Origin of the sequence: Lysobacter sp. CCNWLW3, assembly GCF_036697405.1 — a bacterium.
In the GTDB taxonomy this organism is placed as follows: domain Bacteria; phylum Pseudomonadota; class Gammaproteobacteria; order Xanthomonadales; family Xanthomonadaceae; genus Lysobacter.
The window spans coordinates 39,378-61,288 of sequence record NZ_JBAHWA010000016.1; the positions used below are offsets into that span (position 1 = coordinate 39,378).

General features: G+C 71.1%; 21 protein-coding genes. 9 read left to right on the forward strand and 12 right to left on the reverse strand.

Going from position 1 to position 21,911, the window contains the following annotated elements; translation table 11 throughout:
• Nucleotides 1–39: 39 nt before the first annotated feature.
• Together V1318_RS18170 and V1318_RS18175 are read left to right on the forward strand one after the other, a co-directional pair.
• Nucleotides 40–480, forward strand: coding sequence for a DUF6196 family protein (locus tag V1318_RS18170; RefSeq protein WP_332941151.1), 441 nt, complete (start codon nucleotides 40–42; stop codon nucleotides 478–480).
• A gap of 130 nt (nucleotides 481–610) precedes the next feature.
• On the forward strand, nucleotides 611–1,123 hold the full coding sequence (locus tag V1318_RS18175) for a GNAT family N-acetyltransferase (RefSeq protein WP_332941152.1): 513 nt from the start codon (nucleotides 611–613) through the stop codon (nucleotides 1,121–1,123).
• Nucleotides 1,124–1,127: 4 nt separating this feature from the next.
• Here the strand turns inward: V1318_RS18175 and V1318_RS18180 are convergent, their stop codons facing one another.
• The 3 genes from V1318_RS18180 to V1318_RS18190 all read right to left on the reverse strand — a co-directional run bounded on the left by V1318_RS18180 (nucleotide 1,128) and on the right by V1318_RS18190 (nucleotide 5,555).
• Entirely contained in the window at nucleotides 1,128–2,417 is a 1,290-nt protein-coding gene (locus tag V1318_RS18180) for a sialidase family protein (protein ID WP_332941153.1), read from the reverse strand.
• A gap of 115 nt (nucleotides 2,418–2,532) precedes the next feature.
• Entirely contained in the window at nucleotides 2,533–4,422 is a 1,890-nt protein-coding gene (gene mnmG / locus V1318_RS18185; RefSeq protein WP_332941154.1) for a tRNA uridine-5-carboxymethylaminomethyl(34) synthesis enzyme MnmG, read from the reverse strand.
• 557 nt (nucleotides 4,423–4,979) lie between these two features.
• The gene (locus tag V1318_RS18190; protein ID WP_332941155.1) at nucleotides 4,980–5,555 is read right to left on the reverse strand and encodes a hypothetical protein; all 576 of its coding nucleotides are present in this window, start codon (nucleotides 5,553–5,555) and stop codon (nucleotides 4,980–4,982) included.
• A 221-nt stretch (nucleotides 5,556–5,776) separates the two neighbouring features.
• On the opposite strand from V1318_RS18190, the gene V1318_RS18195 reads away from it, so the two are divergent.
• The 6 genes from V1318_RS18195 to V1318_RS18220 all read left to right on the forward strand — a co-directional run bounded on the left by V1318_RS18195 (nucleotide 5,777) and on the right by V1318_RS18220 (nucleotide 11,776).
• Nucleotides 5,777–6,748 carry a DMT family transporter gene (locus V1318_RS18195; protein ID WP_332941156.1) on the forward strand — a complete coding sequence of 324 codons (972 nt, stop codon included), beginning with the start codon at nucleotides 5,777–5,779 and terminating at the stop codon, nucleotides 6,746–6,748.
• A gap of 57 nt (nucleotides 6,749–6,805) precedes the next feature.
• Nucleotides 6,806–7,801, forward strand: coding sequence for a pyridoxal-phosphate dependent enzyme (locus V1318_RS18200; RefSeq protein ID WP_332941157.1), 996 nt, complete (start codon nucleotides 6,806–6,808; stop codon nucleotides 7,799–7,801).
• A gap of 202 nt (nucleotides 7,802–8,003) precedes the next feature.
• Nucleotides 8,004–8,783, forward strand: coding sequence for a hypothetical protein (locus V1318_RS18205; RefSeq protein ID WP_332941158.1), 780 nt, complete (start codon nucleotides 8,004–8,006; stop codon nucleotides 8,781–8,783).
• Between the two features lie 28 nt (nucleotides 8,784–8,811).
• Nucleotides 8,812–9,561, forward strand: a complete 750-nt coding sequence (locus tag V1318_RS18210) for an MHYT domain-containing protein (RefSeq protein WP_332941159.1) — start codon at nucleotides 8,812–8,814, stop codon at nucleotides 9,559–9,561.
• A 174-nt stretch (nucleotides 9,562–9,735) separates the two neighbouring features.
• Nucleotides 9,736–10,161 (forward strand): ketosteroid isomerase-related protein, encoded by a 426-nt coding sequence (locus tag V1318_RS18215; RefSeq protein WP_332941160.1) that lies wholly within the window; start codon nucleotides 9,736–9,738, stop codon nucleotides 10,159–10,161.
• A 91-nt stretch (nucleotides 10,162–10,252) separates the two neighbouring features.
• On the forward strand, nucleotides 10,253–11,776 hold the full coding sequence (locus V1318_RS18220; RefSeq protein ID WP_332941161.1) for a glycosyltransferase family 39 protein: 1,524 nt from the start codon (nucleotides 10,253–10,255) through the stop codon (nucleotides 11,774–11,776).
• A 6-nt stretch (nucleotides 11,777–11,782) separates the two neighbouring features.
• Here the strand turns inward: V1318_RS18220 and V1318_RS18225 are convergent, their stop codons facing one another.
• The 8 genes from V1318_RS18225 to bioB all read right to left on the reverse strand — a co-directional run bounded on the left by V1318_RS18225 (nucleotide 11,783) and on the right by bioB (nucleotide 19,375).
• A complete protein-coding gene (locus V1318_RS18225) occupies nucleotides 11,783–12,775 on the reverse strand; it encodes a multidrug resistance efflux transporter family protein (RefSeq protein WP_332941162.1) in 993 nt (330 codons plus the stop codon).
• Nucleotides 12,772–14,037 carry a hypothetical protein gene (locus V1318_RS18230; protein WP_332941163.1) on the reverse strand — a complete coding sequence of 422 codons (1,266 nt, stop codon included), beginning with the start codon at nucleotides 14,035–14,037 and terminating at the stop codon, nucleotides 12,772–12,774. Before V1318_RS18230 ends, V1318_RS18225 begins: the two co-directional genes overlap by 4 nt.
• Before the next feature lie 2 nt (nucleotides 14,038–14,039).
• Nucleotides 14,040–14,945: a malonyl-ACP O-methyltransferase BioC gene (gene bioC / locus V1318_RS18235; RefSeq protein WP_332941164.1), complete on the reverse strand. Its 906-nt coding sequence runs from the start codon at nucleotides 14,943–14,945 to the stop codon at nucleotides 14,040–14,042.
• 61 nt (nucleotides 14,946–15,006) lie between these two features.
• Nucleotides 15,007–15,798: a pimeloyl-ACP methyl ester esterase BioH gene (gene bioH / locus V1318_RS18240; RefSeq protein WP_332941166.1), complete on the reverse strand. Its 792-nt coding sequence runs from the start codon at nucleotides 15,796–15,798 to the stop codon at nucleotides 15,007–15,009.
• A 3-nt stretch (nucleotides 15,799–15,801) separates the two neighbouring features.
• Nucleotides 15,802–16,611: a hypothetical protein gene (locus tag V1318_RS18245; protein ID WP_332941168.1), complete on the reverse strand. Its 810-nt coding sequence runs from the start codon at nucleotides 16,609–16,611 to the stop codon at nucleotides 15,802–15,804.
• Between the two features lie 9 nt (nucleotides 16,612–16,620).
• The gene (locus tag V1318_RS18250) at nucleotides 16,621–17,055 is read right to left on the reverse strand and encodes an ACT domain-containing protein (RefSeq protein WP_332941169.1); all 435 of its coding nucleotides are present in this window, start codon (nucleotides 17,053–17,055) and stop codon (nucleotides 16,621–16,623) included.
• A complete protein-coding gene (gene bioF, locus V1318_RS18255) occupies nucleotides 17,052–18,284 on the reverse strand; it encodes an 8-amino-7-oxononanoate synthase (RefSeq protein ID WP_332941170.1) in 1,233 nt (410 codons plus the stop codon). Before bioF ends, V1318_RS18250 begins: the two co-directional genes overlap by 4 nt.
• 5 nt (nucleotides 18,285–18,289) lie before the next feature.
• Nucleotides 18,290–19,375, reverse strand: coding sequence for a biotin synthase BioB (bioB, locus tag V1318_RS18260; protein WP_332941171.1), 1,086 nt, complete (start codon nucleotides 19,373–19,375; stop codon nucleotides 18,290–18,292).
• Nucleotides 19,376–19,424: 49 nt separating this feature from the next.
• Between bioB and V1318_RS18265 the strand changes: the two genes are divergently transcribed.
• On the forward strand, nucleotides 19,425–20,150 hold the full coding sequence (locus V1318_RS18265) for a ComF family protein (protein ID WP_332941173.1): 726 nt from the start codon (nucleotides 19,425–19,427) through the stop codon (nucleotides 20,148–20,150).
• Nucleotides 20,151–20,212: 62 nt separating this feature from the next.
• Here V1318_RS18265 and V1318_RS18270 read toward each other — a convergent pair whose 3' ends face one another.
• Nucleotides 20,213–21,649 carry a TIGR00366 family protein gene (locus V1318_RS18270; RefSeq protein ID WP_332941174.1) on the reverse strand — a complete coding sequence of 479 codons (1,437 nt, stop codon included), beginning with the start codon at nucleotides 21,647–21,649 and terminating at the stop codon, nucleotides 20,213–20,215.
• Between the last annotated feature and the right edge of the window lie 262 nt (nucleotides 21,650–21,911).

A 21,911-nucleotide genomic window follows, 5' to 3' on the forward strand; every position in this document is an offset into this window, starting at 1 on the left:
GCGGCGCATCGGGCGCCGCGCCCTGCCCGGAGACGCGACGTGCACGTGAGCGTGGAAACCGCCGAACAGACCCGATCGCGCCTGCACCGCGTGATCGCGACGGCGCAGTTGCAGGTGTTGCCGCAGGCCTACGCCTATGTCGAAACGCCGGCCAGCCAGTTTCCGTCGCCGCACCTGGCCTCCGCCATCGCCTTGGTGCGCGACGAGCAGGTCTGGAGCGCGCTGGTCCCGGCCGACGACGACGCGGGCGAACGCTACGTGGTGTTCTCGTTCCACTTCGCGCCCGACCTGGACAATTCCGGCTTCGTCGGCTGGCTGGCCTCGCATCTCAAGGCCACCGTCGGCACCGGCGTGCTGGTCGTGTGCGGCCACAATCGCGCGCGCGGCGGCATATTCGACTACTGGGGCGCGCCCGAATCGATGGCCGCGCCGGTCCTGGCCGAGGTGCGCAAGCTGCGCGCGGCGGGTAGCGCCGGCTAGGCCGCCCCATCGCGAGCGGCCCGGAATTGGCGACGTTCGTCATCGAATTGAGGGCCGTCTGCACTGGCATCAAGCTTAGCCCAGCGGCGACACTGCCGGTATCCGTCAGGGACTCCGAGGACCGCAACGCGTGACCACCGTGATCGAAACGCAACGCCTGCTGCTGACCGAACTGGCGCCGCCGGACGCGGACTTCATCGTCGAACTGCTCAACGACCCGGCCTTCCTGGCCAATATCGGCGACCGCGGCGTGCGCGATCGCGACGACGCCTTGCGCTATATCGCCAACGGCCCGGGCGCGAGCTACGCCAAGCACGGCTTCGGCCTGTGGCTGGTGCGTAGCAAGGCCGACGGCGAGCGCCTGGGCCTGAGCGGGCTGCTGCGGCGCGACACCTTGCCCGATGCCGACATCGGTTACGCCTTCCTGCCGCAGCATCGCGGCCAGGGCTATGCGGTCGAGGCCTGCACGGCGGTGATCGCGCACGCGCGCGGGCCCTTGAATCTGGCGCGCGTGCTGGCGATCGTCTCGCCCGGCAACGAAGCCTCCACGCGGGTGCTGGAGAAGATCGGCCTGCGCTACCAGCGCAGGACGCGATTGAGCGACGACGCCGAGGAACTGCTGCTGTATTCCACCGAGGCCTGAGCGCTCAGCGCGCGACGATGCGCGCGCCGTGCAGGCTCGGGCGGCCGTCGGCCACGTCGGTCCACAGCGCATAGGCCGCCGCGCCGGACAGGGCCAGCTGCGGAAAGCCGGTGGCGCGGCCGCGGCCGCGCAGGCGCGCGACTTCCAAACGCTGCGGTTCGCCGGACAGGTCGGCCGCATAGCGCGCGAGCTGCAGCGATTGCCCCTGCGCGTCTTCGCGCAACCACAGCACCCACACCGCGTCCGCGTCCATGGCGACGTCGACGCGGCCTTGCAGCTGCGCGCCCTGGTCCAGCACCCGCGGCGCGGCATAGGAATCGCCGGCGTCCTCGCTGCGCGCGAGCTTGAGCGTGGGCGTGTCGCCGGCCGCGGTGTACCAGGCCACCACCGCCCGCGATCCGCGCGCGGCCACCGCCGGGCCGTTGACCGGGCAGGCCGGCATGGTCCAACGGTCGGGATGCACGGCGCGCGCCGCGCCCCAGCCGCCGGGCCCGCGCCGCAGCGCCGAGATGTCGCGCAGCTCTTCGACCGAGCGATCGCGGTACACCAGCAAAGCGCCGCGCTCGGTCAGCGCGACATCGGTCTGGCAGCAATCGCAGGTCATGCGGTCCAGCTCGACCTCGTCGCTGCGCCGCAGGGCGCCGTCGACGATCGCGCTGCGCAAGGCCATCGCGCCGCCGTGGGCGTCGTGAGCCGCGTGCGCGTCGGCCGCGGGCGCGGGTGCGCTGTGGCGGCCGTCCAGCCAGGCGATGCCCAGGCGGTCGGCCGCGGCCGGCCATAGCGAGACGAAGCCGTGCTCGGTCGGGGTGCCGTCGTCGTTGACCAACAGCGGCTCGGACCAGGTCGCGCCGTCGTCGGCCGAACGCACCAGGGCGATGTCGTAGGCATACGGCGCGCTCGCGGACTTGCGCAGCCAATGCGCCCACAACGCGCCGTCGGCGGTGGCCATGACATGCGGCGTATCGGCCCAGTTGACGAACCAGTCGCGCCCGGCGGCGACCTGCGCCGGCGCCGACCAGGTCGCATGGCCGGTATCGCGCGACTGCGAGAGCAGGAGGCGGTGCGCGCCGCCCTGCGATTCGATCCACGACAGCAGCAGGCGTCCGTCCGCCGTGGCGACCAGATCGGGTTGCGCGGCGACGGCGCCGGCCGGCAGCGACCAGGCGCTGGCGCTCAGTCGCGCGGCCGGCGCTGGCGCGGGGGCGTCGGTCGCGACCGGCGGCGGCGCCTGGCTGCGGCCGCAAGCGGACAAGGCGAGGACGAGCGCGATCGCGAAGGCAGGCGTGGGCTTCATTGCGGCAGGGTAATCCAGCCGCGGGGTGCGGTGGCAAGCGTGCGGCGGGCGCCGCGAGCCGATGCGGTTCGCCTTCGGCTCACCGCATCCTACGGGGCGCCGGCGATCGGCTGCCTCAGGCGACCCGCGAGCGGCGTGCGCGGGTCAGGTGCACCAGCAGCAGCGAAATCGCCGCCGGGGTCATGCCCGGGATGCGCTGGGCCTGGCCGACGGTTTGCGGACGCACGCGCTCCAGCTTCTGCTGCACTTCGGCCGACAGGCCGTGCACGCCGGCGTAGTCGAAGCCGTCCGGAATCGCGGTGCCTTCGTTGCGCTGCTGGCGCGCGATCTCCTCGCGCTGGCGCTCCAGGTAGCCGGCGTACTTCACGCCGATCTCGACCTGCTCGGCCACCGCGGCGTCGTCCACCGCCGGCCCCAGCGAGGGCAGGCTCATCAGCTGCGCGTAATCCAGTTCGGGACGCTTGATCAGGTCCAGCGCGCTGGTCTCGCGGCTGAGTTCGATGCCCAGCGTCTGCGTCACTTCGCGGCCCAGGGCGTTGCCGGGCGCGGCCCAGACCGCGGCCAGGCGCGCGCTCTCGCGCTCGATCGCCTCGCGCTTGCGCGCGAAGGCCTGCCAGCGCGCGTCGTCGACCAGGCCCAGCTCGCGGCCGGTCTGGGTCAGGCGCAGGTCGGCGTTGTCCTCGCGCAGCTGCAGCCGGTACTCGGCGCGCGAGGTGAACATGCGATAGGGCTCGCTGGTGCCGTGGGTGATCAGGTCGTCGACCAGCACGCCCAGGTAGGCCTGGTCGCGGCGCGGGCTCCAGCCTTCGCCGCCGTGCGCATGGCGCGCGGCGTTGACACCGGCCAGCAGGCCCTGCGCGGCGGCTTCCTCGTAGCCGGTGGTGCCGTTGATCTGGCCGGCGAAGTACAGGCCGGCGACGGCCTTGGTTTCCAGCGTGGTCTTGAGGCCGCGCGGGTCGAAGTAGTCGTACTCGATCGCATAGCCGGCGCGGGTGATGTGGGCGCGCTCGAAACCGCGGATCGATCGCACCAGGTCCAGCTGCACGTCGAAGGGCAGCGAGGTGGAAATGCCGTTGGGGTAGATCTCGGCCACGTCCAGGCCCTCGGGCTCGACGAAGATCTGGTGGCTGGCCTTCTCGGCGAAGCGCACCACCTTGTCCTCGATCGAGGGGCAATAGCGCGGCCCGGTGCCCTCGATCTGGCCGGTGTACAGCGGCGAGCGGTCGAGCGCGCCGCGGATGATCTCGTGGGTGCGCTCGGAGGTGTGGGTGATCCAGCACGAGACCTGGCGCGGGTGGTCGGCGCGGCTGCCGATGAAGGACATCACCGGGCGCGGATCGTCGCCGGGCTGCTCCTCCATCACCGAATAGTCGAGCGTGCGGCCGTCGATGCGTGGCGGAGTGCCGGTCTTGAGGCGGTCGACCACGAACGGGCCTTCACGCAGGCGCGCGGCCAGGGCGGTCGCCGGCGGGTCGCCGGCGCGGCCGGCGGCGTAGGTGGTCTGGCCGACGTGGACCTTGCCGGCCAGGAAGGTACCGGCGGTCAGCACCACCGCGCGCGCATGGAAGCGCAGGCCGGTCTGGGTGAGCACGGCGCGCACGCGGCCGTCGCCGAACTCGATGTCGTCGACCGCGGCCTGGAACAGGGTCAGGTTGGGCTGCGCCTCGACCGCCCGCCGGATGTAGCCGCGGTACAAGCCGCGGTCGGCCTGGCAGCGGGTCGCGCGCACGGCCGGGCCCTTGCTGGCGTTGAGGCGCCGCCACTGGATGCCGGCGGCGTCGGCGGCGCGCGCCATGATGCCGCCGAGGGCGTCGATCTCCTTGACCAGGTGGCCCTTGCCGATGCCGCCGATGGCCGGGTTGCAGCTCATCGCGCCCACGGTCTCGACCGAGTGGGTGAGCAGCAGGGTGCGCGCACCGGCGCGCGCCGACGCCAGCGCGGCCTCGGTGCCGGCGTGGCCGCCGCCGACCACGATCACATCGTATTGGTAGAAAGAATCGGTCATCGCAGGGTCCGGCGCCGCGGGGCGGCGGGCGGAATTTTAGGGCATGCCGGCGCGGGGCGCCCGGGCGGGGAAAGTTGGCACGGTTCCTGCGTCATAACTCTTGCACCCAGCGGGGCAGGCGCTAGACGCCGGTCGGAATTGGAACAGGGGCTGGCCAAGCGCTCGCGGGGGAAGCAGGGGGCCGAATGTCGGGGGACATTCGGCCCCTTATTTTTTTTGCGATTCGGGCGCGCGATCCGCGCAATCCATCAATCTGAGGCCGGCTTGGCGCGTCCTGCGCGCGGAGCGCTGGGTCTTGCGCGGCGGCCCGAAGAGGGCGCCGACGCCCGACGGGGACGGAACAGGGGGGATCCGTGATTCCTCGCCGGGCGCCGACATAGCAGCTTGTCTTACCGACTACGTCCAAATGCGACGCAGCCGGTCAATACCCGTAGATTGCGGTCAGTCCGGCTTCGATGCAAGACCCTGGGATGTGACCGGAAACCCGCTTGTGAAAGCGCAAAGCGGCGCATGCGGAAGCGGCGCCGGCGAAGGCGCCGTTCCCGGAGCAGGGCGGATCATTGCTCGTGCGTGGCCGGCCGGCTGCCGCGGCTCTCGACGGCGCGGCGGAAGGTCTGCTGCATCGGCGAGCCCTCGCGGCGCGGCGGCGCGCTCTGGATGCGCGGCATCGGCTGCGCCGGCACATAGGTCGGCGGACGGCCGCCGTCGGCGTGCTGGCGGCGGATGCCGTCCAGGTTGCGCCAGGGCGAGCGGTCGTTGTCCGGACGGCCCGGCGGCGGCGGATTGGTCGGCGGCTGGCCCGGATTGATCACCACCGGCGGCCGCGGACGGTGCGGACGGTGATAGCCCGGGTAGCCGTAGCCCGGATAACCCGGGTAATAGCCCGGATAACCGTAGCCGTAGCCCGGCCGGTAGCCGTAACTGTAAGGATACGGATAGCCGCCGTAGCGATAGCCGAAGCGGTAGGCCTCGCCGTACGGGTAGTAGCCGCCGTAGGAGCCGTAGTAGCGGTATTCGGTGCTCGGCTGACCGTAGTAATAGTCGCCGCGCGCACCGTCGCGGTACACGTAATCGGGATAGCAACCGGCCAGCAGGACGGCGGCTACGACGGGCAGGATCAGTTTGCGAATCATGGCTGGAACCCCCCAGGGTGTGCCGCCAGCTTCGGCCCGATGCATTGAACTTGGGCTTAACTCGGCGGGTGGCCGGAAACCCCATCCTGACCGGTTCAGGTCCGCGCTACCAGTGTCGGCGCCGCAACCGACCGCATATGCAATTGCCGGCCCGGCGCGGCGGTGCCAGCATGCCGGTCCGCGGCCGCGCGCAGGCGCGCCGCCCCCGCCCGCGAGCCCCCATGACCCTGCACCGCACCTCCGGCCAATGGCGGCTGGGCCTGTTGCTGACCCTGCTCACCGCCGCCTGCTGGGCGACGCTGCCGATCGCGCTCAAGATCGTGCTGGAAACCCTGGACCCGATCACCCTGACCTGGTTCCGGTTCCTGGTCGCGGCCGGCCTGACCGGCGCCTGGCTGGGGCTGCGCGGCCGCCTCGGCGGCTACCGCGGCCTGGGCCGGCGCGGCTGGGCGTTGCTGGCGGTGGCCGCGCTGATGCTGATCGGCAACTACGTGCTTTATCTGCTGGGCGTGCAATACACCTCGCCGGCCAATGCCCAGCTGCTGATCCAACTGGCGCCGCTGCTGATGACCCTGGGCGGGATCTGGGTGTTCGGCGAGCGCTTCCGCGCCGCGCAATGGCTGGGCCTGGCCCTGCTGCTGATCGGGCTGGGGCTGTTCTTCCGCGACCAGTTGCTGCATGCCTGGGCCGGCGAGGCGGCCGGCGCCGGCGCCGCGCACAGCGGCGACTACCTGCTGGGTTCGGCCTTCGTGATCGTCGGCGCGGTGGTGTGGGCGGCCTATGCGCTGTTGCAGAAACAGTTGCTGATGAAGCTGGGCTCGATGCAGATCCTGTTGTTCATCTACGTCGCCGCCAGCGTCGCGCTGCTGCCGTTCGCGCGGCCGGCGAGCCTGCTGCAGCTGGACGGCTTCCACTGGGCGATGCTGGCCTATTGCGCGCTCAACACGGTCGGCGCTTACGGCGCCTTCGCCGAGGCGCTCGCGCATTGGGAGGCCTCGCGGGTGTCGGCGATCCTGGCGACCACGCCGCTGCTGTGCATCGTGGCGGTGACCGTGGTGCACGCGTTCTGGCCGCAAATGCTGGCGCCGGAACGGATATCGACCCTGGGCTGGCTGGGCGCGGCCCTGGTCGTGGCCGGCTCGGCCGCGGTCAGCCTGCTCGGCCGCCGCGGCGCGGACGCCGAACGCGCCTGAACGCCGCCGTCGCGCCGGCATGGAGCGCGGCGGCGCCGGTGCGCTAGTCTCGCGACGATGAGCGAACTTCCCCCGAACCCCGCCTCCGCGCCCGCCCCTGCCCTGCCCGGTTTCGGCGACGTGCTGGCCGCGGCCGCGCGCATCGCCCCGCATGCCCACGCCACGCCGGTGCTGCGCTCGCGCTCGATCGACGCGCTGGCCGGCTGCGAGTTGTATCTCAAGGCCGAACACCTGCAACGCATCGGCGCCTTCAAGTTCCGCGGCGCCTGCAATGCGGTGTGGTCGCTGTCGCAGGACGAGGCCGCGCGTGGCGTGGTCACCCACTCCTCCGGCAACCACGGCGCCGCGCTGGCGCTGGCCGCGCGCACCCGCGGCATCGCCTGCCACGTGGTCGTGCCCGAAGGCGCGGTAGCGACCAAGCTGGCCGCGATCGAAGCCTACGGCGCCACCCTGCACCGCTGCGCGCCGGGCATCGACGCGCGCGAGGCCAAGTGCGCGCAGGTGCAGGCCGAGACCGGCGCCGAACTGGTCCATCCCTACACCGATGCGCGCGTGATCGCCGGCCAGGGCACGGCCGCCCTGGAACTGCTGGCCGCCACGCCCGCGCTCGATGCCTTGATCGCGCCGGTCGGCGGCGGCGGGCTGGCCAGCGGCACCGCGATCGCGAGCGCGGCGGTGTCGCCGTCGACGCGCTTGTTCGTGGCCGAACCGGCCGGCGCGGCCGAGACCCACGCTTCGCTGCAAGCGGGTAAACGCATTACGGCGTTCGTACCGGACACGATCTGCGACGGATTGCGCGGCACCTTGGGCGCGCCGAATTTCGCGCTGCTGCAGCGCTATGCTGTCGAAGCCCTGGTGGTCGACGACGCCGACACCGTGGCCGCGATGCGCTTGTTCCTGCAGCGCGCAAAACAAGTGCTGGAACCCTCCGCTGCGGTCGCCTTGGCTGCGGTATTCGCGAACCGTTCGCGTTTCGCGGGAAAAAAAGTCGGCGTGATCCTTTCCGGCGGCAACGTCGATCCCGATGCTCTAGCGAGTCTGTTCGCGCTTTGAATTTCGTCGCCAATGGAAACGGCAGCGTCGTCGACGATGCCGCGTGTTTTATTTGTGACACCACTATCATTTTTTTACGTATGCGACTGGCACGCTGGCTGCCGCAGCGCACCCCACGGCGTTGATTCACTTACGCGGGTGCGCGACGAGATCCGACCATTTCGTTCAAGCACCGAACAACGTTTAGCCGAAGGGGTGGCTGATGGTGGATGTCGAGTTTCGGGTGGTCGCAGACCGCCGCGACGGGCTGTTGCTGGCCCTGGGCCAGACCGTGATCGCGGCGGGGTTCACCCTGTTGCGCCAGCGCATGGTCAACAGCGAGGAAGGCGTAGTGCTGACCATGGTGGTGCGCGGCCCGGAGAACGGGCTGTTGATGCTCGAAGAGCGTCTGGGCACCCATCATCTGGTCAATAGCTTCGAGGCGTCGCCGGTCGACGCCAGCGTCGCCAATACCGTCAGCGCGCCCGCGCCGGCCGCGCCCAAGGCCAACAGCGGAACGACGCCGCCCCGGCCCGCGTCCGACGACGCCACCACCGCGATGGACACGCGCCGGGTCGAATCCCTGTTGCCGCAGCTCGCGCGCGACTACCCCAACATCTTCATCCAGCTGCTGGCGCTGGAACACGACCTGCCGCCGCCGCAGCGCGAAGCGACCCTCCGTTACGTCGGCCAGCGCGTGGGCACCTGGGTCTACAAGCGCGACTACGCCCTGGGCGGCCATCTCGCCCTGGCCGACGCGGTGCGCCATATCGCCCTGCCGGCGATGCGCCAGCTGGTCCAGGCCGAACTCCACGAGGACACCCTGCGGGTCAAGAACAGTCCCTTCTGCCATCGCGGCGAACACGGCGCTTCCTGCCATTTCCTGCGCGGCATGCTCGGCGGCTTGCTCGGCGGACCCCACGGCACCGAGGGAGTGCGCGTCGTCGAAAGCCATTGTCGCAACACCGGCGCGGAGACTTGCTGCTTCGAATTCCACGCCTGAGTACGCCAACCACCACGGGGGACTACCCATGCCGCACGATCACGCCATTCAATGCATCCACGACCCGCTGCTGGTCGTGCTCTCTTACCTGGTTTCGGTGCTGGGCTCGTTCACCGCCCTGCAGCTCGCGATCGCGATCCCGGCCGCGCGCGGCGCCCAGCGCTGGCGCGCGATCTTCGCCGCCGGCGCGGCGATGGGCGGCGGCGCGATCTGGGCGATGCACTTCATCGCCATGCTGGCCTGCCAGATGCAGATCCCGGTGACTTACGACCTGACCATCACCATCGCGTCGGCGGTGATCGCGATCGTGTCCTGCATGGCCGGCCTGGCGATCGCCAGCGCGGGCGTGTTCGGCTGGGGCAAGCTGGTCGTGGCGGGCGTGTTCATGGGCCTGGGCGTGACCGGCATGCATTACAGCGGCATGGCGGCGATGCGCATGCCGGCCGACATCCATTACGACGGCACCCTGGTCTCGGCCTCGGCGGCGATCGCGATCGTGGCCTCGATCGTGGCCCTGTGGCTGGCCTTCAACCTGCGCGGCTGGATGCAGATGCTGGGCAGCGCGCTGGTCATGGGCGTGGCGGTGTGCGGCATGCACTACACCGGCATGCTCGCGGCCAGCTTCGCGCCCAACGACGCCGGCGCGGCCGCGCTGGCCGGCGGCATCAGCGGCGCCAACCTGGGCATGGGCATCTTCGCGGTGACCACGCTGCTGCTGGCCACGGTGCTGACCTTGAGCATGCTGCGCCAGCGCCAGCGCGCGATGGTGCAGATCTGACCGGCCGCGCGATCGCCGCCAGCCGACGAAGGGCCCGCCGACGCGGGCCCTTCGCTTGATGGCGTCGGGCGACGGCTGCTCGGCCGTCGTCCATTCTTCGACCGCGCTCACGCGGCCTGCGCGCGACGCCGGTATCATCGCCGCGTCCCGCGCCCCGATGCAGCCAGGCCCCCGATGAAGATAGACGGTACCCGCAGTCACGACCGCGCCACCGAGGTGGTGCTGGCCTACTACGCCGCCTTCAACCGCGGCGACTGGGACGGCATGCTCGCCCTGCTGTCCGACGATATCGCCCACGACCTCAACCAGGGGCCGCGCGAAACCGGCCGGGCCGCGTTCGCGGATTTCCTGCAACGCATGCAGGCCAGCTACCGCGAGCAGCTGCACGACATCGTGGTGCTGGTCTCGCCCGACGGCAGCCGCGCGGCGGCCGAGTACGTGGTCCACGGCCAGTACCTGGCCAGCGACGCCGGCCTGCCGGAGGCGAGCGGACAGAAGTACGTGCTGCCCGGCGGCGCCTTCTTCGAGCTGCGCGACGGCCGCATCCAGCGCGTGAGCAACTACTACAACCTGCAGGACTGGATCGCACAGGTCAGCTGAGCGCGCCGCGCCGAAGGCCCGGTGCCTGCGACCGGCCCGTAACATCCGCTCCGCTAGGCTGTCGCGGCGTTCGCTCGCCCGACGACCCCGCATGCCTCGACTTCCGCGTTCGCCCGCCTTCTGGATCGCCGCGCTCGCGCTGACGCTGGCGCTGTGCTTTCTGGGCAGCCGCGGCATCTGGGACCCCGACGAGGGCCGCTACACCAACGTTGCGCTGAACATGCTCGACACCGGCGACTGGATCAATCCGCGCCGCAGCCACGAAGTCGCGCATTGGACCAAGCCGCCGCTGACCTACTGGGCGATCGCGTCCGCCGTGGCGGTGTTCGGCCACCATGCCTGGGCCGCGCGGCTGCCGGCGGCGCTGGCCTATCTGCTCAGCGTGTGGCTGGCCTGGCGCGTCGCGCGCCGGCTCGCGCCGGGCGCGCAGGCCCAGGCCGCGACGATCTACGCGACCATGCCGTTCACCGTCGGCGCCTCGCAACTGATCACCACCGACTATCTGTTGTCGGCCTGCACCGGGCTGGCGATGTGGGCCTATGTCGAGGCACGCTTCGGCCCGGCCCAGGCCGAGCCCGCGCGCGAACGCCTGCGCGCGCGCGGCTGGATCGCGCTGATGTGGGCGGGCTTCGCGCTCGGCTTCCTGTGCAAGGGGCCGCCGGCGCTGCTTATGCTGCTGCCGATCCTGGCCTTCAACCTGCTCGCGCCCGGCGGCTACCGGATCCTGCAGTGGTCGGGCCTGCTGCTGTTCGTGCTGCTGGCCCTGCCCTGGTACGCCGCGGTGATCGCCAACCACCCCGGCCTGTTCAAGTACTTCATCGGCGACGAGGTGGTGAACCGCGTCACCACCAACGAGTTCGGCCGCCATGGCGAGTGGTACGGCTGGCTGGAAATCTACCTGCCGACGCTGCTGCTGGGCACCCTGCCGTGGACGCCGGCGCTGTGGCGCTGGCTGCGCGCGTTGCCGGCCCGGTTGCGACGCTGGCGCGCGCGTGACGCGCGCCTGGGCGAAGCGCCGGCGCTGCTGCTGGCCCTGTGGCTGGGCTTGCCGTTGCTGGTGTTCTGTCTGGCGCAGTCGCGAATGCCGCTGTACCTGCTGCCGCTGTTCCTGCCGCTGGCGGCGATCGCCGCCGTGCAGCGCCAGGACGAAGGCAAGGGTCTGCCGCCGTGGCCGCGATTGGCGGCGCTGCTCGCGATCCTGCTGGCGCTCAAGCTGGCCACGGTCTATTGGCCCACCCACAAAGATGCGGCGGCCTGGGCCGAGGCGATCCGCGCGCGCGCCCCCGGCCCGGTGCGCGAGGTGGTGTTCGTCGAGGACATGGCGCGCTATGGCCTGCACCTGCATCTGGACACCGAGATCGAGAAGGTTTCGCTGGAGCCGGCGCCGAGTGAGCGCTTCAACCCCGAGTTCGACGAATCGCTGGCGCAGGAACTGGCCGAGCACGAGCCGGATACGGTCTGGATCTGCAAACAGGCGATGTGGCCGCAGCTGCGCGCGCGCATCTCCGCGCTCGGCTATCGCGCGAACGCGCTGGGCACGCCTTACGAGCGCCGGGTGATTTTCGAGGTCGAGTTCGCGCCGCGCCTGGCGCGGCCGCGAGCCGCGCCGCATTGACGCCGCTCAGGCGCCGCGATCGCTGCGCATTTCCTTGGTGCGGTGATCGTCGCCGGCCGCCGCGCGCGCGGCGACCAGACTGAAGGCGACGATGCCGGCGACCACGATCAGCGCGCCGATCAGACTGCGCCCCTGCGGCCAGGCCTCGCCCAGCCAGAGCGCGCCGATCAGGGTCGCGAACAGGATCTCCGCGGCCTGCATCGCCTCGGCCGCGGCCAGCGCGGTAGGGTCGTTGCGGACCATGCCGGTGGCCTGGAAGAACAGCACGGTCGCGATCACGCCCGCGCCCAGGGCCACGCCTGCGGCCAGCCATAGCTGCCCGGCCGCAGGCACGCCGGCCTGCGCGAACGCGTACGCCGCGACCGCGATCCACAGCGGCTGGCTGGCCAGGGTCATGCCGAACACCCGCTGGGTCGCGTTCAGTTCGACGCCGCTGCGCTCCAGATGCAGCAGCAGGCCGCGATTGCCGAGCGGATAGGCGAAGGCCGACACCGCCACGCAGATCAGCGCGATCCAGCCTTCGCGATCCAATCGCCCGCCGCCGTGGCCGAGCTGCAGCAGCAGCACGCCGGCCACCACCACCGCGCCGGCCAGCAAGGCTGGCAGCGGAATCCGCGCGCGCGCGTCGCGGTACAGGAACGGCGCGCACAACATGCCGGCGATCACGGTGAGCTGGAAGGTGCCCGCCACCAGCCACGAGGGCCCGCTGGCCGCGGCCCAGCTCAGGCAGACGTAGAACAGCACGAAGCCGATCCCGCTCCAGACCAGCCACGGCCCCGGCCGCGCGCGGATCGCGCGCCACACCGGCGCCGCGCCGCCCTGCAAGGGCATCACCAACAGCAGCAGCGGCAGGGTGATCAGATAACGCAGCGACGCCGTCCACGCCCAATGCCCGCCGCCGACCGCGGCGGCGCGATTGAGCACGTAGGTGCAGGTGAAGAAGAACGCCGAGGCCAGCGCGATCGCGACCGCGGCCAGGGCGAGACGACGTGGGGTCATGGCGGCGCTCCATGCGCGTGCGCGTCGGGATAGCGACGCAGGCAGTCGAGGACGATGGCTTCGATATCACGCTCGGGTTCGGAATCGAAATGACGCAGGTAATCGGGATAGCGCGGCCACTCGTGCACGTTGCGCGAGCCGCCGTGCACCAGTTCGTTGCGTAGTTCGAACAGCCAGGCGGATTTGTCCGCCGCCGAGGCCAGCGCCGACACCCGGCGCACGCCCTCGACGATGCTGTCTTCGACCCGGCCGCGCACGCCGAACAGCGCGTCCAGGGCGATGAAGTAATGCAGGTAGTAGGCGATGTCGTCCGAGCCCATGGCCAAGTTGACGAAACACAGCGCATTGCCGATCCGCTGCGCGAGCTCCGGAGGCAGGGCCGCGCGCGCGAGGTTCCAGGCGCGGATCCGCGGCGCCAGCAACGCAACTTCGTTCTCGTCGCCGTAGCAGGGATAGATCAGGCCCAGATCGGACAGTTCGTAACCGCTGCGCAGCGGGCCGTCCTGCAGTAGCAGACAATGTTCCTGCGCCACCTGGGCGACGCGATGACGGCGGCGGCCCTCGCTCCAGAATGCATACACGGCAGCCATCGCCTGCTGCGCATCGCGCTTGTAGCGCTGGCGCACGCCTTCCTTGCTGCCTTGGTAGTCGCCGACCAGCCAGGCATGGAACAGGCCGCCGCGGAAGCCGATCGTGCTTCCGGTGAGATGGCCGGTCAGCGGGCTCCATTCGGCGAGCAGGCGGCCGCCGTCCAGCGATTGCCAATAGGCTACGTCGTCGGGCCGGACGATGCGCAGATTCGCGAATCCCAGATCGGCGCTCGCGCCGACGATCCGGTACAAGGGATGGATCGCGATCCAACGCCCGCTGTCGCCCGCCAGTTGCGCTTCCATCGCGGCGTGCAGCCTGTCGACCGCCTCGGTCTCGGCGACGGCGAGACGGTCGAACAAGGCGCCCGCGCGCGCCGCAAGCACGCCTTCGAACACGCCCGCATCCAGGCAGCGCTCTTGCAGGGTGCGCTGGATCAGCTCCACCACATGCGCCAGCTCGTGATGGCCGCGCTCGGCGCGCTCCAGATAACTGGCCGCGAGCAGCTTGGCGCAGCGTTCGCCGCGCGGCGTGCGCCACCAGGTGACGGTGAGGCTGGGGGCGATCGGGTGCAGATCGACGGCGATGAAGCTGGTCTTGAGTCCGCCCTCGGGCGGGCTGCCCAGGCGGATCTCGCGCAGCAGCGACAGCCAGCCGGCGCGCAGCGCGCGCATGCTCAGCCGCGTCTCCGGATCGGAATCTTCGCCACCGGCACCTGCACTTCGTCGACGCCGCCGACGCGGATCGGCGTGCCGGGCTGCGGGCCCCAGGCGTGGGCGTAGACCACCTCCCAGGTCGCAGGCAGGCGGCCGTCGGGGCGACGCAGGGCCTCGTAGGCCTGCGCCGCGCGCGCGAAGCGGGCGCGGCCGGTGAGGCTGCGGCGGCGCTCGCGCATGGCGTTGGTCGCGCCCAGGGTGCGCAGCTCGCGCATCAGGCCGCCGAGGTCGTCGTGGCCGAGCACGAATTCGTCGCGGTCCAGCACCGGGTCCTTGAAGCCGGCCGCGATCAGCGCGTCGCCGAATTGCGCGATCGACGGGAACAGGCTCACGTGCGGCGCGTTGTCGGCTTCGGCGAAGGCGCCGCGCAGCTCGAACAAGGTGTCCGGGCCGAAGGTCGACACCAGCAGCAGGCCGCCGGGCTTGAGCACGCGCCGGAACCCGGCGAACACCGCCGGCAGATCCTCGACCCATTGCAGGCACAGGTTGGAATACAGCACGTCGATGCTGGCGTCGCGCAGCGGCAGCGCGCGCGCGTCGGCGCAGATCGCCTCCGGCCGGCGCGCGCCGCCGAGGAAGCGCGGCAGGCCGCCGCCGGCGTTGTGGCGGGTTTCCTGCAGCATCGGCAATGCCAGGTCCAGCGCGATCAGCTGCGCGCGCGGCCAGCGCTTTTGCATCGCGATCGCGGCGTGGCCGGGGCCGCAGCCGACGTCCACCACGACCTCGGGCGCGCGCTCGTCGAGATAGTCCAGGGTTTCGGACAGGCGCGCGCCGACTTCGCGTTGCAGCGCGGCGGCGCCGTCGTAGCCGTGCGCGGCGCGCGAGAAGGCGCGGCGTACCTGGCGGTGGTCGAACAGATCGGTCATCGGGAATGCGGGTTCGGTGGTGCGCGTTCGTCGTGGGCGCGACGGACGCGCAGTGGGGGAATTACGGCGTGGCCGCGGCAACGCTCACCGGCGGCAGCGCGGTGGCGAAGTCGTCGACCAAACGCGCGACCTGTTCGGCCGCGCTCAGGAACGGGGCGTGGCCGGCGCGCTCGAGCACGACGCTGCGCGCGGCGGGCGCGAGCGCGGCCGCGGCCGGCATCGCGCCCGCCGGCACCAGGCGGTCGCGGCGTCCGGAGATCCACAGGCTGGGCACCGCCAGCCGCGGCAGTTCGGCGCGCACGTCGATCGCATCGAGCAGGCGCAGGCCTTCCTGCAGGGCGTGCTCGGCCGGCTCGCCGCGCTCGAAGGCCTGGCTGCGCAGCTTGCGCAACTCGTCCTGGGCGCTGGCCGAACCCAGCGCTTCCAGGGCCAGGAAACCTTCGAGCGTGCCGCGGAAATCGCGCTGCAGGGCATCGCCGAAATCGCGGAACAGATTCGGCGACACCCCGTGCGGCCAATCGGCGCCGGTCACGAAACGCGGCGAGGACGCGATCATCACCAGACCGCGCACCTGCCGCGGATGGTCGAGCGCGGCGCGCAGCGCGAACTGCCCGCCCAACGACCAGCCCAGCCAGACCGCGCCGGGAATGCGCGCGACCAGCTCGGCGGCCAGCGGCGCGGGCTCCAGCGGCATGCGCTCTTCGCGCGCATGGCCGTGCCCGGGCAGGTCGATCAGGTGCAGGGTGTAAGCGTCGGCCAGGCGCTCGACCAGCGGCGCGAACAGGCCGCCGTGCATGGCCCAGCCGTGGATCAGCGCCAGCGAGGGTCCGCTGCCGAGGGTATCGATATGCATGTACTACTTCGCTTTTACGTTGCGATCGTCGGCGAAGCGCCGTTCCACGATGCTGCCAAGAAACCAAACCGCGATGCCCGGCAACATCCAGGCGGTGAGCAAGCTCACCCCCCAGCGCGTGCACTCGAACACCTTGTCTTGCACGTTTACGTCGTTCTCGATGATGCGCACCATGCCGATCAGAGCCGCGCCGAGCACCAGCTCCAGCCCGACGATGAACAGCGAGTTGCCGTGTTCACGCAGATGCCGGTAGCTTTCGATGAGCCCACCGCGATCCTCGTTCTTCGCGCGTGCCTCGGCCAGCCGCTTCATGCCATCGTAGATCCGGTCGTTGTAGACCAGCATCACAAACGCCGCGACGTACTCCAGGGCCAACGTCAGCAGCACCGCCCAGAAGATCAGCCCCAACAGAAAACCCTCGCTTTCTACGTTGCGGGTTACGCCCCTGAAGACCGAAACGATCAAGAACATGCTGAGCGCGGCGAACACAAAACACAGTACCCATCGCCATTCCAGGAACCAATTACTCACCGCGCCGCGGGCCGCTTCGCGCACCGACTGCGCGCGGCCGATCGCGAAACGGCTGGCATGCAGCACCAGTATCGGAACGCTCGCGATGTAGCACAGCAGAAGTCCGTAGCCCAGTAATAGAGACGCGCGAGGAATCGTCGGCTCATCGCCCAGCCCGAACAGCATCACCTCGCGCAAGGAAGGGCTGATTCGCACGGTCTGGCTGATCACGAACGCGCCCACCAGGGTGCCGATCGCGTAGCGCACGAAGTAGAACTCCCACCAGCGGGTGTTCGATGCCATGCCCAGCCCTCAGTGCGCGTCGGCCGGTCGCCGCAGCGCGGCCAGGGCCGCGACCGCGTCGGCGGCGCGTTCGACCGGCACCAGCAGATGATCGTGATGCAGGCCGGCGAGCATGTTGCAGGCGATGCCGCGTTCGCTCAGTGCGGCCGCCACCGCGGCGGTCAGGCCGACCGCGTCCAGCGCCGAATGCACGCTCAGGCTCAGCCAGGCGGCGACGAAGTCGTAGCCCAGGCCGCGCGCGTCGGCGTCGGCGCGCGCGAGCACGTAGCTGGCGCCTTCGTCCTCGCGCACGCTGGCGTGGGCCAGCGCGGCCAAGGCCGGATCGTGCTGCGCGCTGGCGACGAACACGTATTCGCCCGCGCGTTGCGCGACTTGAAGGCTGGCGAGCATCTGCGCCAGATCGCGCTGGGCGACCGGGCGCGCGGCGACGGACGCCGCGGTCATGGTGCGGGCGTGGCGCGCAGCTCGGCGGCGGCGACCGCCGGGGCGCGGCTCAGGCCGGCGCGCTCGGCGGCGCGCGCGAAGGCTTCGATCAGGCCGTCGACGTCGGCCGGCGTATGCAGCGCCGACAGCGTCACCCGCAGCCGGGCGCGGCCTTCGGCCACGGTCGGCGGACGGATCGCCGCCACCCAGTAGCCGCTTTCCTCCAGCGAACGCGCCATCGCGATCGCGCGCGCGTCGTCGCCGCAGATCACCGGTTGGATCGGCGTGCTCGACGGCTGCAGCTCCAGGCCCAGCTTGCGGGCACCGTCGCGGAAGCGCTGGACCAGCTCGCCCAGCTTCTCGCGCCGCCAGTGTTCGTGACGCGCCAGCTTGACCGCGGCCAGCGTCGCCGCGGCCTGGGCCGGCGGCAGCGCGGTGGTGTAGACATGGCTGCGCGCGGTTTCGGCGAGGTGGCCGATCAGGTCGGCGTCGCCGTGCAGCGCGGCGCCGTAGCTGCCCAGCGCCTTGCCGAAGGTCGCCAGCTGCAGCGGCACTTCGCGCACCGACAGCTTCATCGATGCGACCGAGCCGCGGCCGTCGGGGCCGAGCACGCCCACGCCGTGGGCGTCGTCGATGTACAGCAGCGCTTTCTGCGCGCGCGCGATCAACGCCAGATCGCGCAGCGGCGCGATGTCGCCGTCCATGCTGAAGACGCCGTCGCTGGCCAGCATGGCCATGCCTTCGGGCACGCTGCGCAGCTGGCGGATCGCGCCTTCGGCGTCGGCGTGCGGATAACGGCGCAGGCGGCAGCCGGCCAGGCGCGCGGCATCGATCAGGCTGGCGTGGTTGAGCCGGTCCTGCACGCAGACGTCGTCCTCGCCCAGCAGGCCCTGCACCGCCGCCAGGTTGGCCATGAAGCCGCTGCCGAACAGCAGCGCGCGCGGCGAGCCCAGCCAATCGGCGATCTCGCGCTCCAGCGCTTCGTGGATGGCGTGGTGGCCGCAGACCAGGTGCGAGGCGACGCCGCCGGCGCCCTCGCGCGAGGCCGCGTCCTGCAGCGCGCCGACCACGGCGAAATGCTGCGACAGCCCGAGGTAGTCGTTACCGCAGAAGTTGAGCAGCTTGCGGCCGTCGACTTCGCAGCGCGCGCCGTCGCGGTGGGTGACCGTGCGCATGACGCGGGTGCGCGAAGTCGCCTCGCGCTGTTCGCGCGCGGCGGCGATGCGTTCGGGCCATTGCGCTCGGTGCATGATGGTCAGGCTGCGCAGGAGTGGGTGGGCGCCGCATCGGTTTCGACGATGTCGGCGTGTACGGTGGCCCCGCCATTATCGGCATGGTCCTCCACGATTTGCATCGGCCGCAGGCCCAGGCGCTCGAACAGCGCCATATCGCGCTCGGTGTCCGGGTTGCCCGTGGTCAACAGTTTCTCACCATAGAAGATCGAATTGGCGCCCGCCAGGAAGCACAGGGCCTGGAGCTCGTCGGACATGCTCTCGCGGCCGGCCGACAGGCGCACCATCGAGCGCGGCATCAGCAGGCGGGCGACCGCGACGGTGCGCACGAACTCGAACGGATCCAGCTCGGCGGTGCCGGCCAGGGGGGTGCCCTCGACCTGGACCAGGCGGTTGATCGGCACCGAATCCGGGTGCGCGGGCAGGTTGGCCAGGGTCTGCAGCAGGCCGGCGCGCTGGCTGCGCGACTCGCCCATGCCGACGATGCCGCCGCAGCAGGTCTTCATGCCCACGTCGCGCACGTGCGCCAGGGTGTCCAAGCGGTCCTGGAACTCGCGGGTGTGGACGATCTCGTTGTAGAACTCGGGCGCGGTGTCGAGGTTGTGGTTGTAGTAGTCCAGGCCGGCCGACTTCAGGGCCTGGGCCTGGTCGCCCGAAAGCATGCCCAGGGTGGCGCAGGTCTCCAGGCCCAGCGCCTTCACCTCGCGGATCATGGCCGCGACCTTCGGGATGTCGCGGTCCTTGGGCGAGCGCCAGGCCGCGCCCATGCAGAAGCGCGAAGCGCCGGCGGCCTTGGCCTGCCTGGCCTTTTCCAGCACCGCCTCGGTGCTCATCAGCTTGGTCGCGTCGACGCCGGTGTGGTAGCGCGCGGCCTGCGGGCAGTAGCTGCAGTCCTCCGGGCAGCCGCCGGTCTTGACCGACAGCAGGGTGCTGACCTGGACCTCGGTGGCGTCGAAATTCTCGCGGTGGGCGCTGGCGGCGCGGTGCAGCAGCTCCGGGAACGGCAGGTCGAACAGGGCGCGCACTTCGGTGCGCGACCAATCGTGGCGCAGGCTTCGCGGGGGCGAAACGGCCGACTCGGCGACGGGGACTTTACTGACGACGGACATGGAGGTTTTCCGGCAGACGACACGGGGCAGAGGCGGCAGTCTGGAAAGCATGGACGACGCTGTCAACCAAACCCACCCCGCAGCGGTTGACGGCCGCTGGGCCCGGCTCGGCCGCGCGCTATGGCCGGCGCGCTGCCTGGTCTGCGGCGAGCGCGGCGCCGGCGGCCGCGACCTGTGCCGGGACTGCGCCCGCGCCCTGCCCTGGAACCGCTGCGCCTGCCCGCGCTGCGCGCTGCCCCTGCCGGTCCCGGCCCCGGCCTGCGGACGTTGCATGAAGCGCCCGCCGGTACTGGACGCGGCCCGGGCCACCTTCGTCTACGGCGCGCCCCTGGACCGGCTGCTGCCCCGGCTCAAGTTCCACGACGATCTCGCCGCCGGCCGCCTGCTCGCGGCCCTGATGCTGGAAGACCCAGGGCGCCCGGCCCCGGCCGCCCTGGTCGCGGTGCCGCTGGCGCGCGCCCGCCTGCGCGAACGCGGCTACGACCAGGCCCGTGAACTGGCGCGGCCCTTGGCGCGGGCCCTGGGCCTGCCCCTGCTGGAGGGCGCCTTGCAACGCCGGCGCGACACCCCGCCGCAGTCCAGCCTGGGCGCGCTGGCGCGCCGGCGCAATCTGCGCGGCGCCTTCGCCGCCGAGTTCCGCGCCGCGCCTCCGGCGCGGGTGCTGCTGGTCGACGACGTGATGACCACCGGTGCGACCCTGCACGCGGCCGCCGCCGCGCTGCGGCGCGCGGGCGTGGCGCGGGTGGAGGCCTGGGTATGCGCGCGGGTGCCGTGAGCCTGCTGCCGGCGCGCGTCCGCGCATTCGGCGCGGCGGCGATCGATCTGCTGGTGCGCGCCCTAGGGCATCACCGGCGCCTGATAGCTCAAGGTCGTGCCCAGCACCCACAGCAGGCCCAGCACCAAGGGGATGTGCACCAGCAGTTGCACGAAGGTGAAGCCGACGATGTCGCGCGCCTTCAGTCCCAGTACGCCCAGCAGCGGCAGCATCCAGAATGGATTTATCAGATTGGGCAGCGCTTCGGCCGCGTTGTAGATCTGCACCGCCCAGCCCAGATGCACCTTCAGATCGATCGCCGCCTGCATCACGTAGGGCGCCTCGATGATCCATTTGCCGCCGCCGGACGGCACGAAGAAGCCCAGCACCGCCGAGTAGGCACCCATCACCAGCGCGAACGTGTCGGCGCTGGCGATGCGCACGAACACGCTGGACAGATGGTGCGCGAGCGTCTCGCCGCCGTGGCCCGGCGCTGAGGTCAGCAGCGCGGCGATGCCGCCGTAGAGCGGGAACTGGATCAGCACGCCGGTGGTGCTGGGCACCGCGCGCGCGACCGCGTCGAGGAAGCTGCGCGGGCGCCAATGCAGCAACAGGCCCAGGGTCAGGAACAGGAAATTGTAGGTGTTGAGGCTGGCGATCGCGCTCACCGCCGGTTTGCTCGCGAATTCGTAGACCAGCCAGCCCAGGCCCAGCGCCGACAGCGCGATCGTGATCAGCGGGCTGTACTCCAGCCACTCGCCCGGACGCGTGCGCGGCGGCAGCGCCGGCGTGGCCAGGCGCTGGTCGGCGCCGAACTCGCTGGCGCGCCGCACCGAGGCGCCGCGCGGCGCGGTCACGTAGCACACCAGCAGCGATACGCCGATCAGGGCCGCGGTCAGGGCGATCGACTGCCACAGGAAAATGGTCTGGGAAAACGGAATCACGCCGGTGATCGCCAGCAGCGCCGGCGGCATGCTGGCCGGGTTGGCCTGCAGCTGCGCGGCCGAAGAGCTCAGCCCCATCGCCCAGACCGCTCCCAGGCCCAGATAGGCGGCGGCGCCGGCGGCGCGGTAGTCCATGTCCAGATCCTCGCGCCGCGCCAGCACGCGCACCAGCAGGCCGCCGAACACCAGCGAGAAGCCCCAGCTCAGCAGCGAGGTCAGCATGCTCAGCAAACCGACGTAGCAGATCGCGCCGCGTCCGCTGCGTGGCACACGCGCCAGCGCATCGATCAGGCGCGCCACGGCCGGCGCGGTCGCCACCACATAGCCGCCGATCACCACGAAGGCCATCTGCATGGTGAAGGGAATCAGGCTCCAGTAGCCCTCGCCGAACGCGCTGGCGGTGGCCTTGGGCGTGGCGCCGAAACCCAACGCGGCGACCGCGACCACGATCACCGCCAGCGCCGCGAATACATAGGCGTCGGGGAACCAGCGCTCGGCCCAGGCCGCGCTGCGCAAGGCGAAACGCGCGAGCGCGCCGTCGGTGGCGGGGGTGGGCACGGCGGCGGTCGGGGTCATCGGCAAAGCTTCCGGCGGCGGTGGGCACGAGGATTCTGCGCGGCCGCAGGGCGGCCGCCGCTAGCACTTTAGTCGCAGCGGGGGCGTGGTTTGCGACGGAGATCGGGAAATTGTTGCGTCGGCCGAAGCGGGTCCGTTCGGGCGGGTTTTCATTGAGAGCTCGAGGAGTGCATCGACGCGCTTCGGAGTCGGCGACCGCTCCAGTAACCGGTCCTGGCGAACCTGTCGAAGCAGGGGCGGCGGGGCTGTGTCGCCTCAATAA

Excerpts from the sequence above, each read along its gene's own strand:
- V1318_RS18180 (WP_332941153.1), bottom strand. The coding sequence starts at position 2,417 with ATGAAGCCCACGCCTGCCTTCGCGATCGCGCTCGTCCTCGCCTTGTCC.
- mnmG (WP_332941154.1), bottom strand. The coding sequence starts at position 4,422 with ATGACCGATTCTTTCTACCAATACGATGTGATCGTGGTCGGCGGCGGC.
- V1318_RS18190 (WP_332941155.1), bottom strand. The coding sequence starts at position 5,555 with ATGATTCGCAAACTGATCCTGCCCGTCGTAGCCGCCGTCCTGCTGGCC.
- V1318_RS18195 (WP_332941156.1), top strand. The coding sequence starts at position 5,777 with ATGACCCTGCACCGCACCTCCGGCCAATGGCGGCTGGGCCTGTTGCTG.
- V1318_RS18200 (WP_332941157.1), top strand. The coding sequence starts at position 6,806 with ATGAGCGAACTTCCCCCGAACCCCGCCTCCGCGCCCGCCCCTGCCCTG.
- V1318_RS18205 (WP_332941158.1), top strand. The coding sequence starts at position 8,004 with ATGGTGGATGTCGAGTTTCGGGTGGTCGCAGACCGCCGCGACGGGCTG.
- V1318_RS18210 (WP_332941159.1), top strand. The coding sequence starts at position 8,812 with ATGCCGCACGATCACGCCATTCAATGCATCCACGACCCGCTGCTGGTC.
- V1318_RS18215 (WP_332941160.1), top strand. The coding sequence starts at position 9,736 with ATGAAGATAGACGGTACCCGCAGTCACGACCGCGCCACCGAGGTGGTG.
- V1318_RS18220 (WP_332941161.1), top strand. The coding sequence starts at position 10,253 with ATGCCTCGACTTCCGCGTTCGCCCGCCTTCTGGATCGCCGCGCTCGCG.
- V1318_RS18225 (WP_332941162.1), bottom strand. The coding sequence starts at position 12,775 with ATGACCCCACGTCGTCTCGCCCTGGCCGCGGTCGCGATCGCGCTGGCC.
- V1318_RS18230 (WP_332941163.1), bottom strand. The coding sequence starts at position 14,037 with ATGCGCGCGCTGCGCGCCGGCTGGCTGTCGCTGCTGCGCGAGATCCGC.
- bioC (WP_332941164.1), bottom strand. The coding sequence starts at position 14,945 with ATGACCGATCTGTTCGACCACCGCCAGGTACGCCGCGCCTTCTCGCGC.
- bioH (WP_332941166.1), bottom strand. The coding sequence starts at position 15,798 with ATGCATATCGATACCCTCGGCAGCGGACCCTCGCTGGCGCTGATCCAC.
- V1318_RS18245 (WP_332941168.1), bottom strand. The coding sequence starts at position 16,611 with ATGGCATCGAACACCCGCTGGTGGGAGTTCTACTTCGTGCGCTACGCG.
- V1318_RS18250 (WP_332941169.1), bottom strand. The coding sequence starts at position 17,055 with ATGACCGCGGCGTCCGTCGCCGCGCGCCCGGTCGCCCAGCGCGATCTG.
- bioF (WP_332941170.1), bottom strand. The coding sequence starts at position 18,284 with ATGCACCGAGCGCAATGGCCCGAACGCATCGCCGCCGCGCGCGAACAG.
- bioB (WP_332941171.1), bottom strand. The coding sequence starts at position 19,375 with ATGTCCGTCGTCAGTAAAGTCCCCGTCGCCGAGTCGGCCGTTTCGCCC.
- V1318_RS18265 (WP_332941173.1), top strand. The coding sequence starts at position 19,425 with ATGGACGACGCTGTCAACCAAACCCACCCCGCAGCGGTTGACGGCCGC.
- V1318_RS18270 (WP_332941174.1), bottom strand. The coding sequence starts at position 21,649 with ATGACCCCGACCGCCGCCGTGCCCACCCCCGCCACCGACGGCGCGCTC.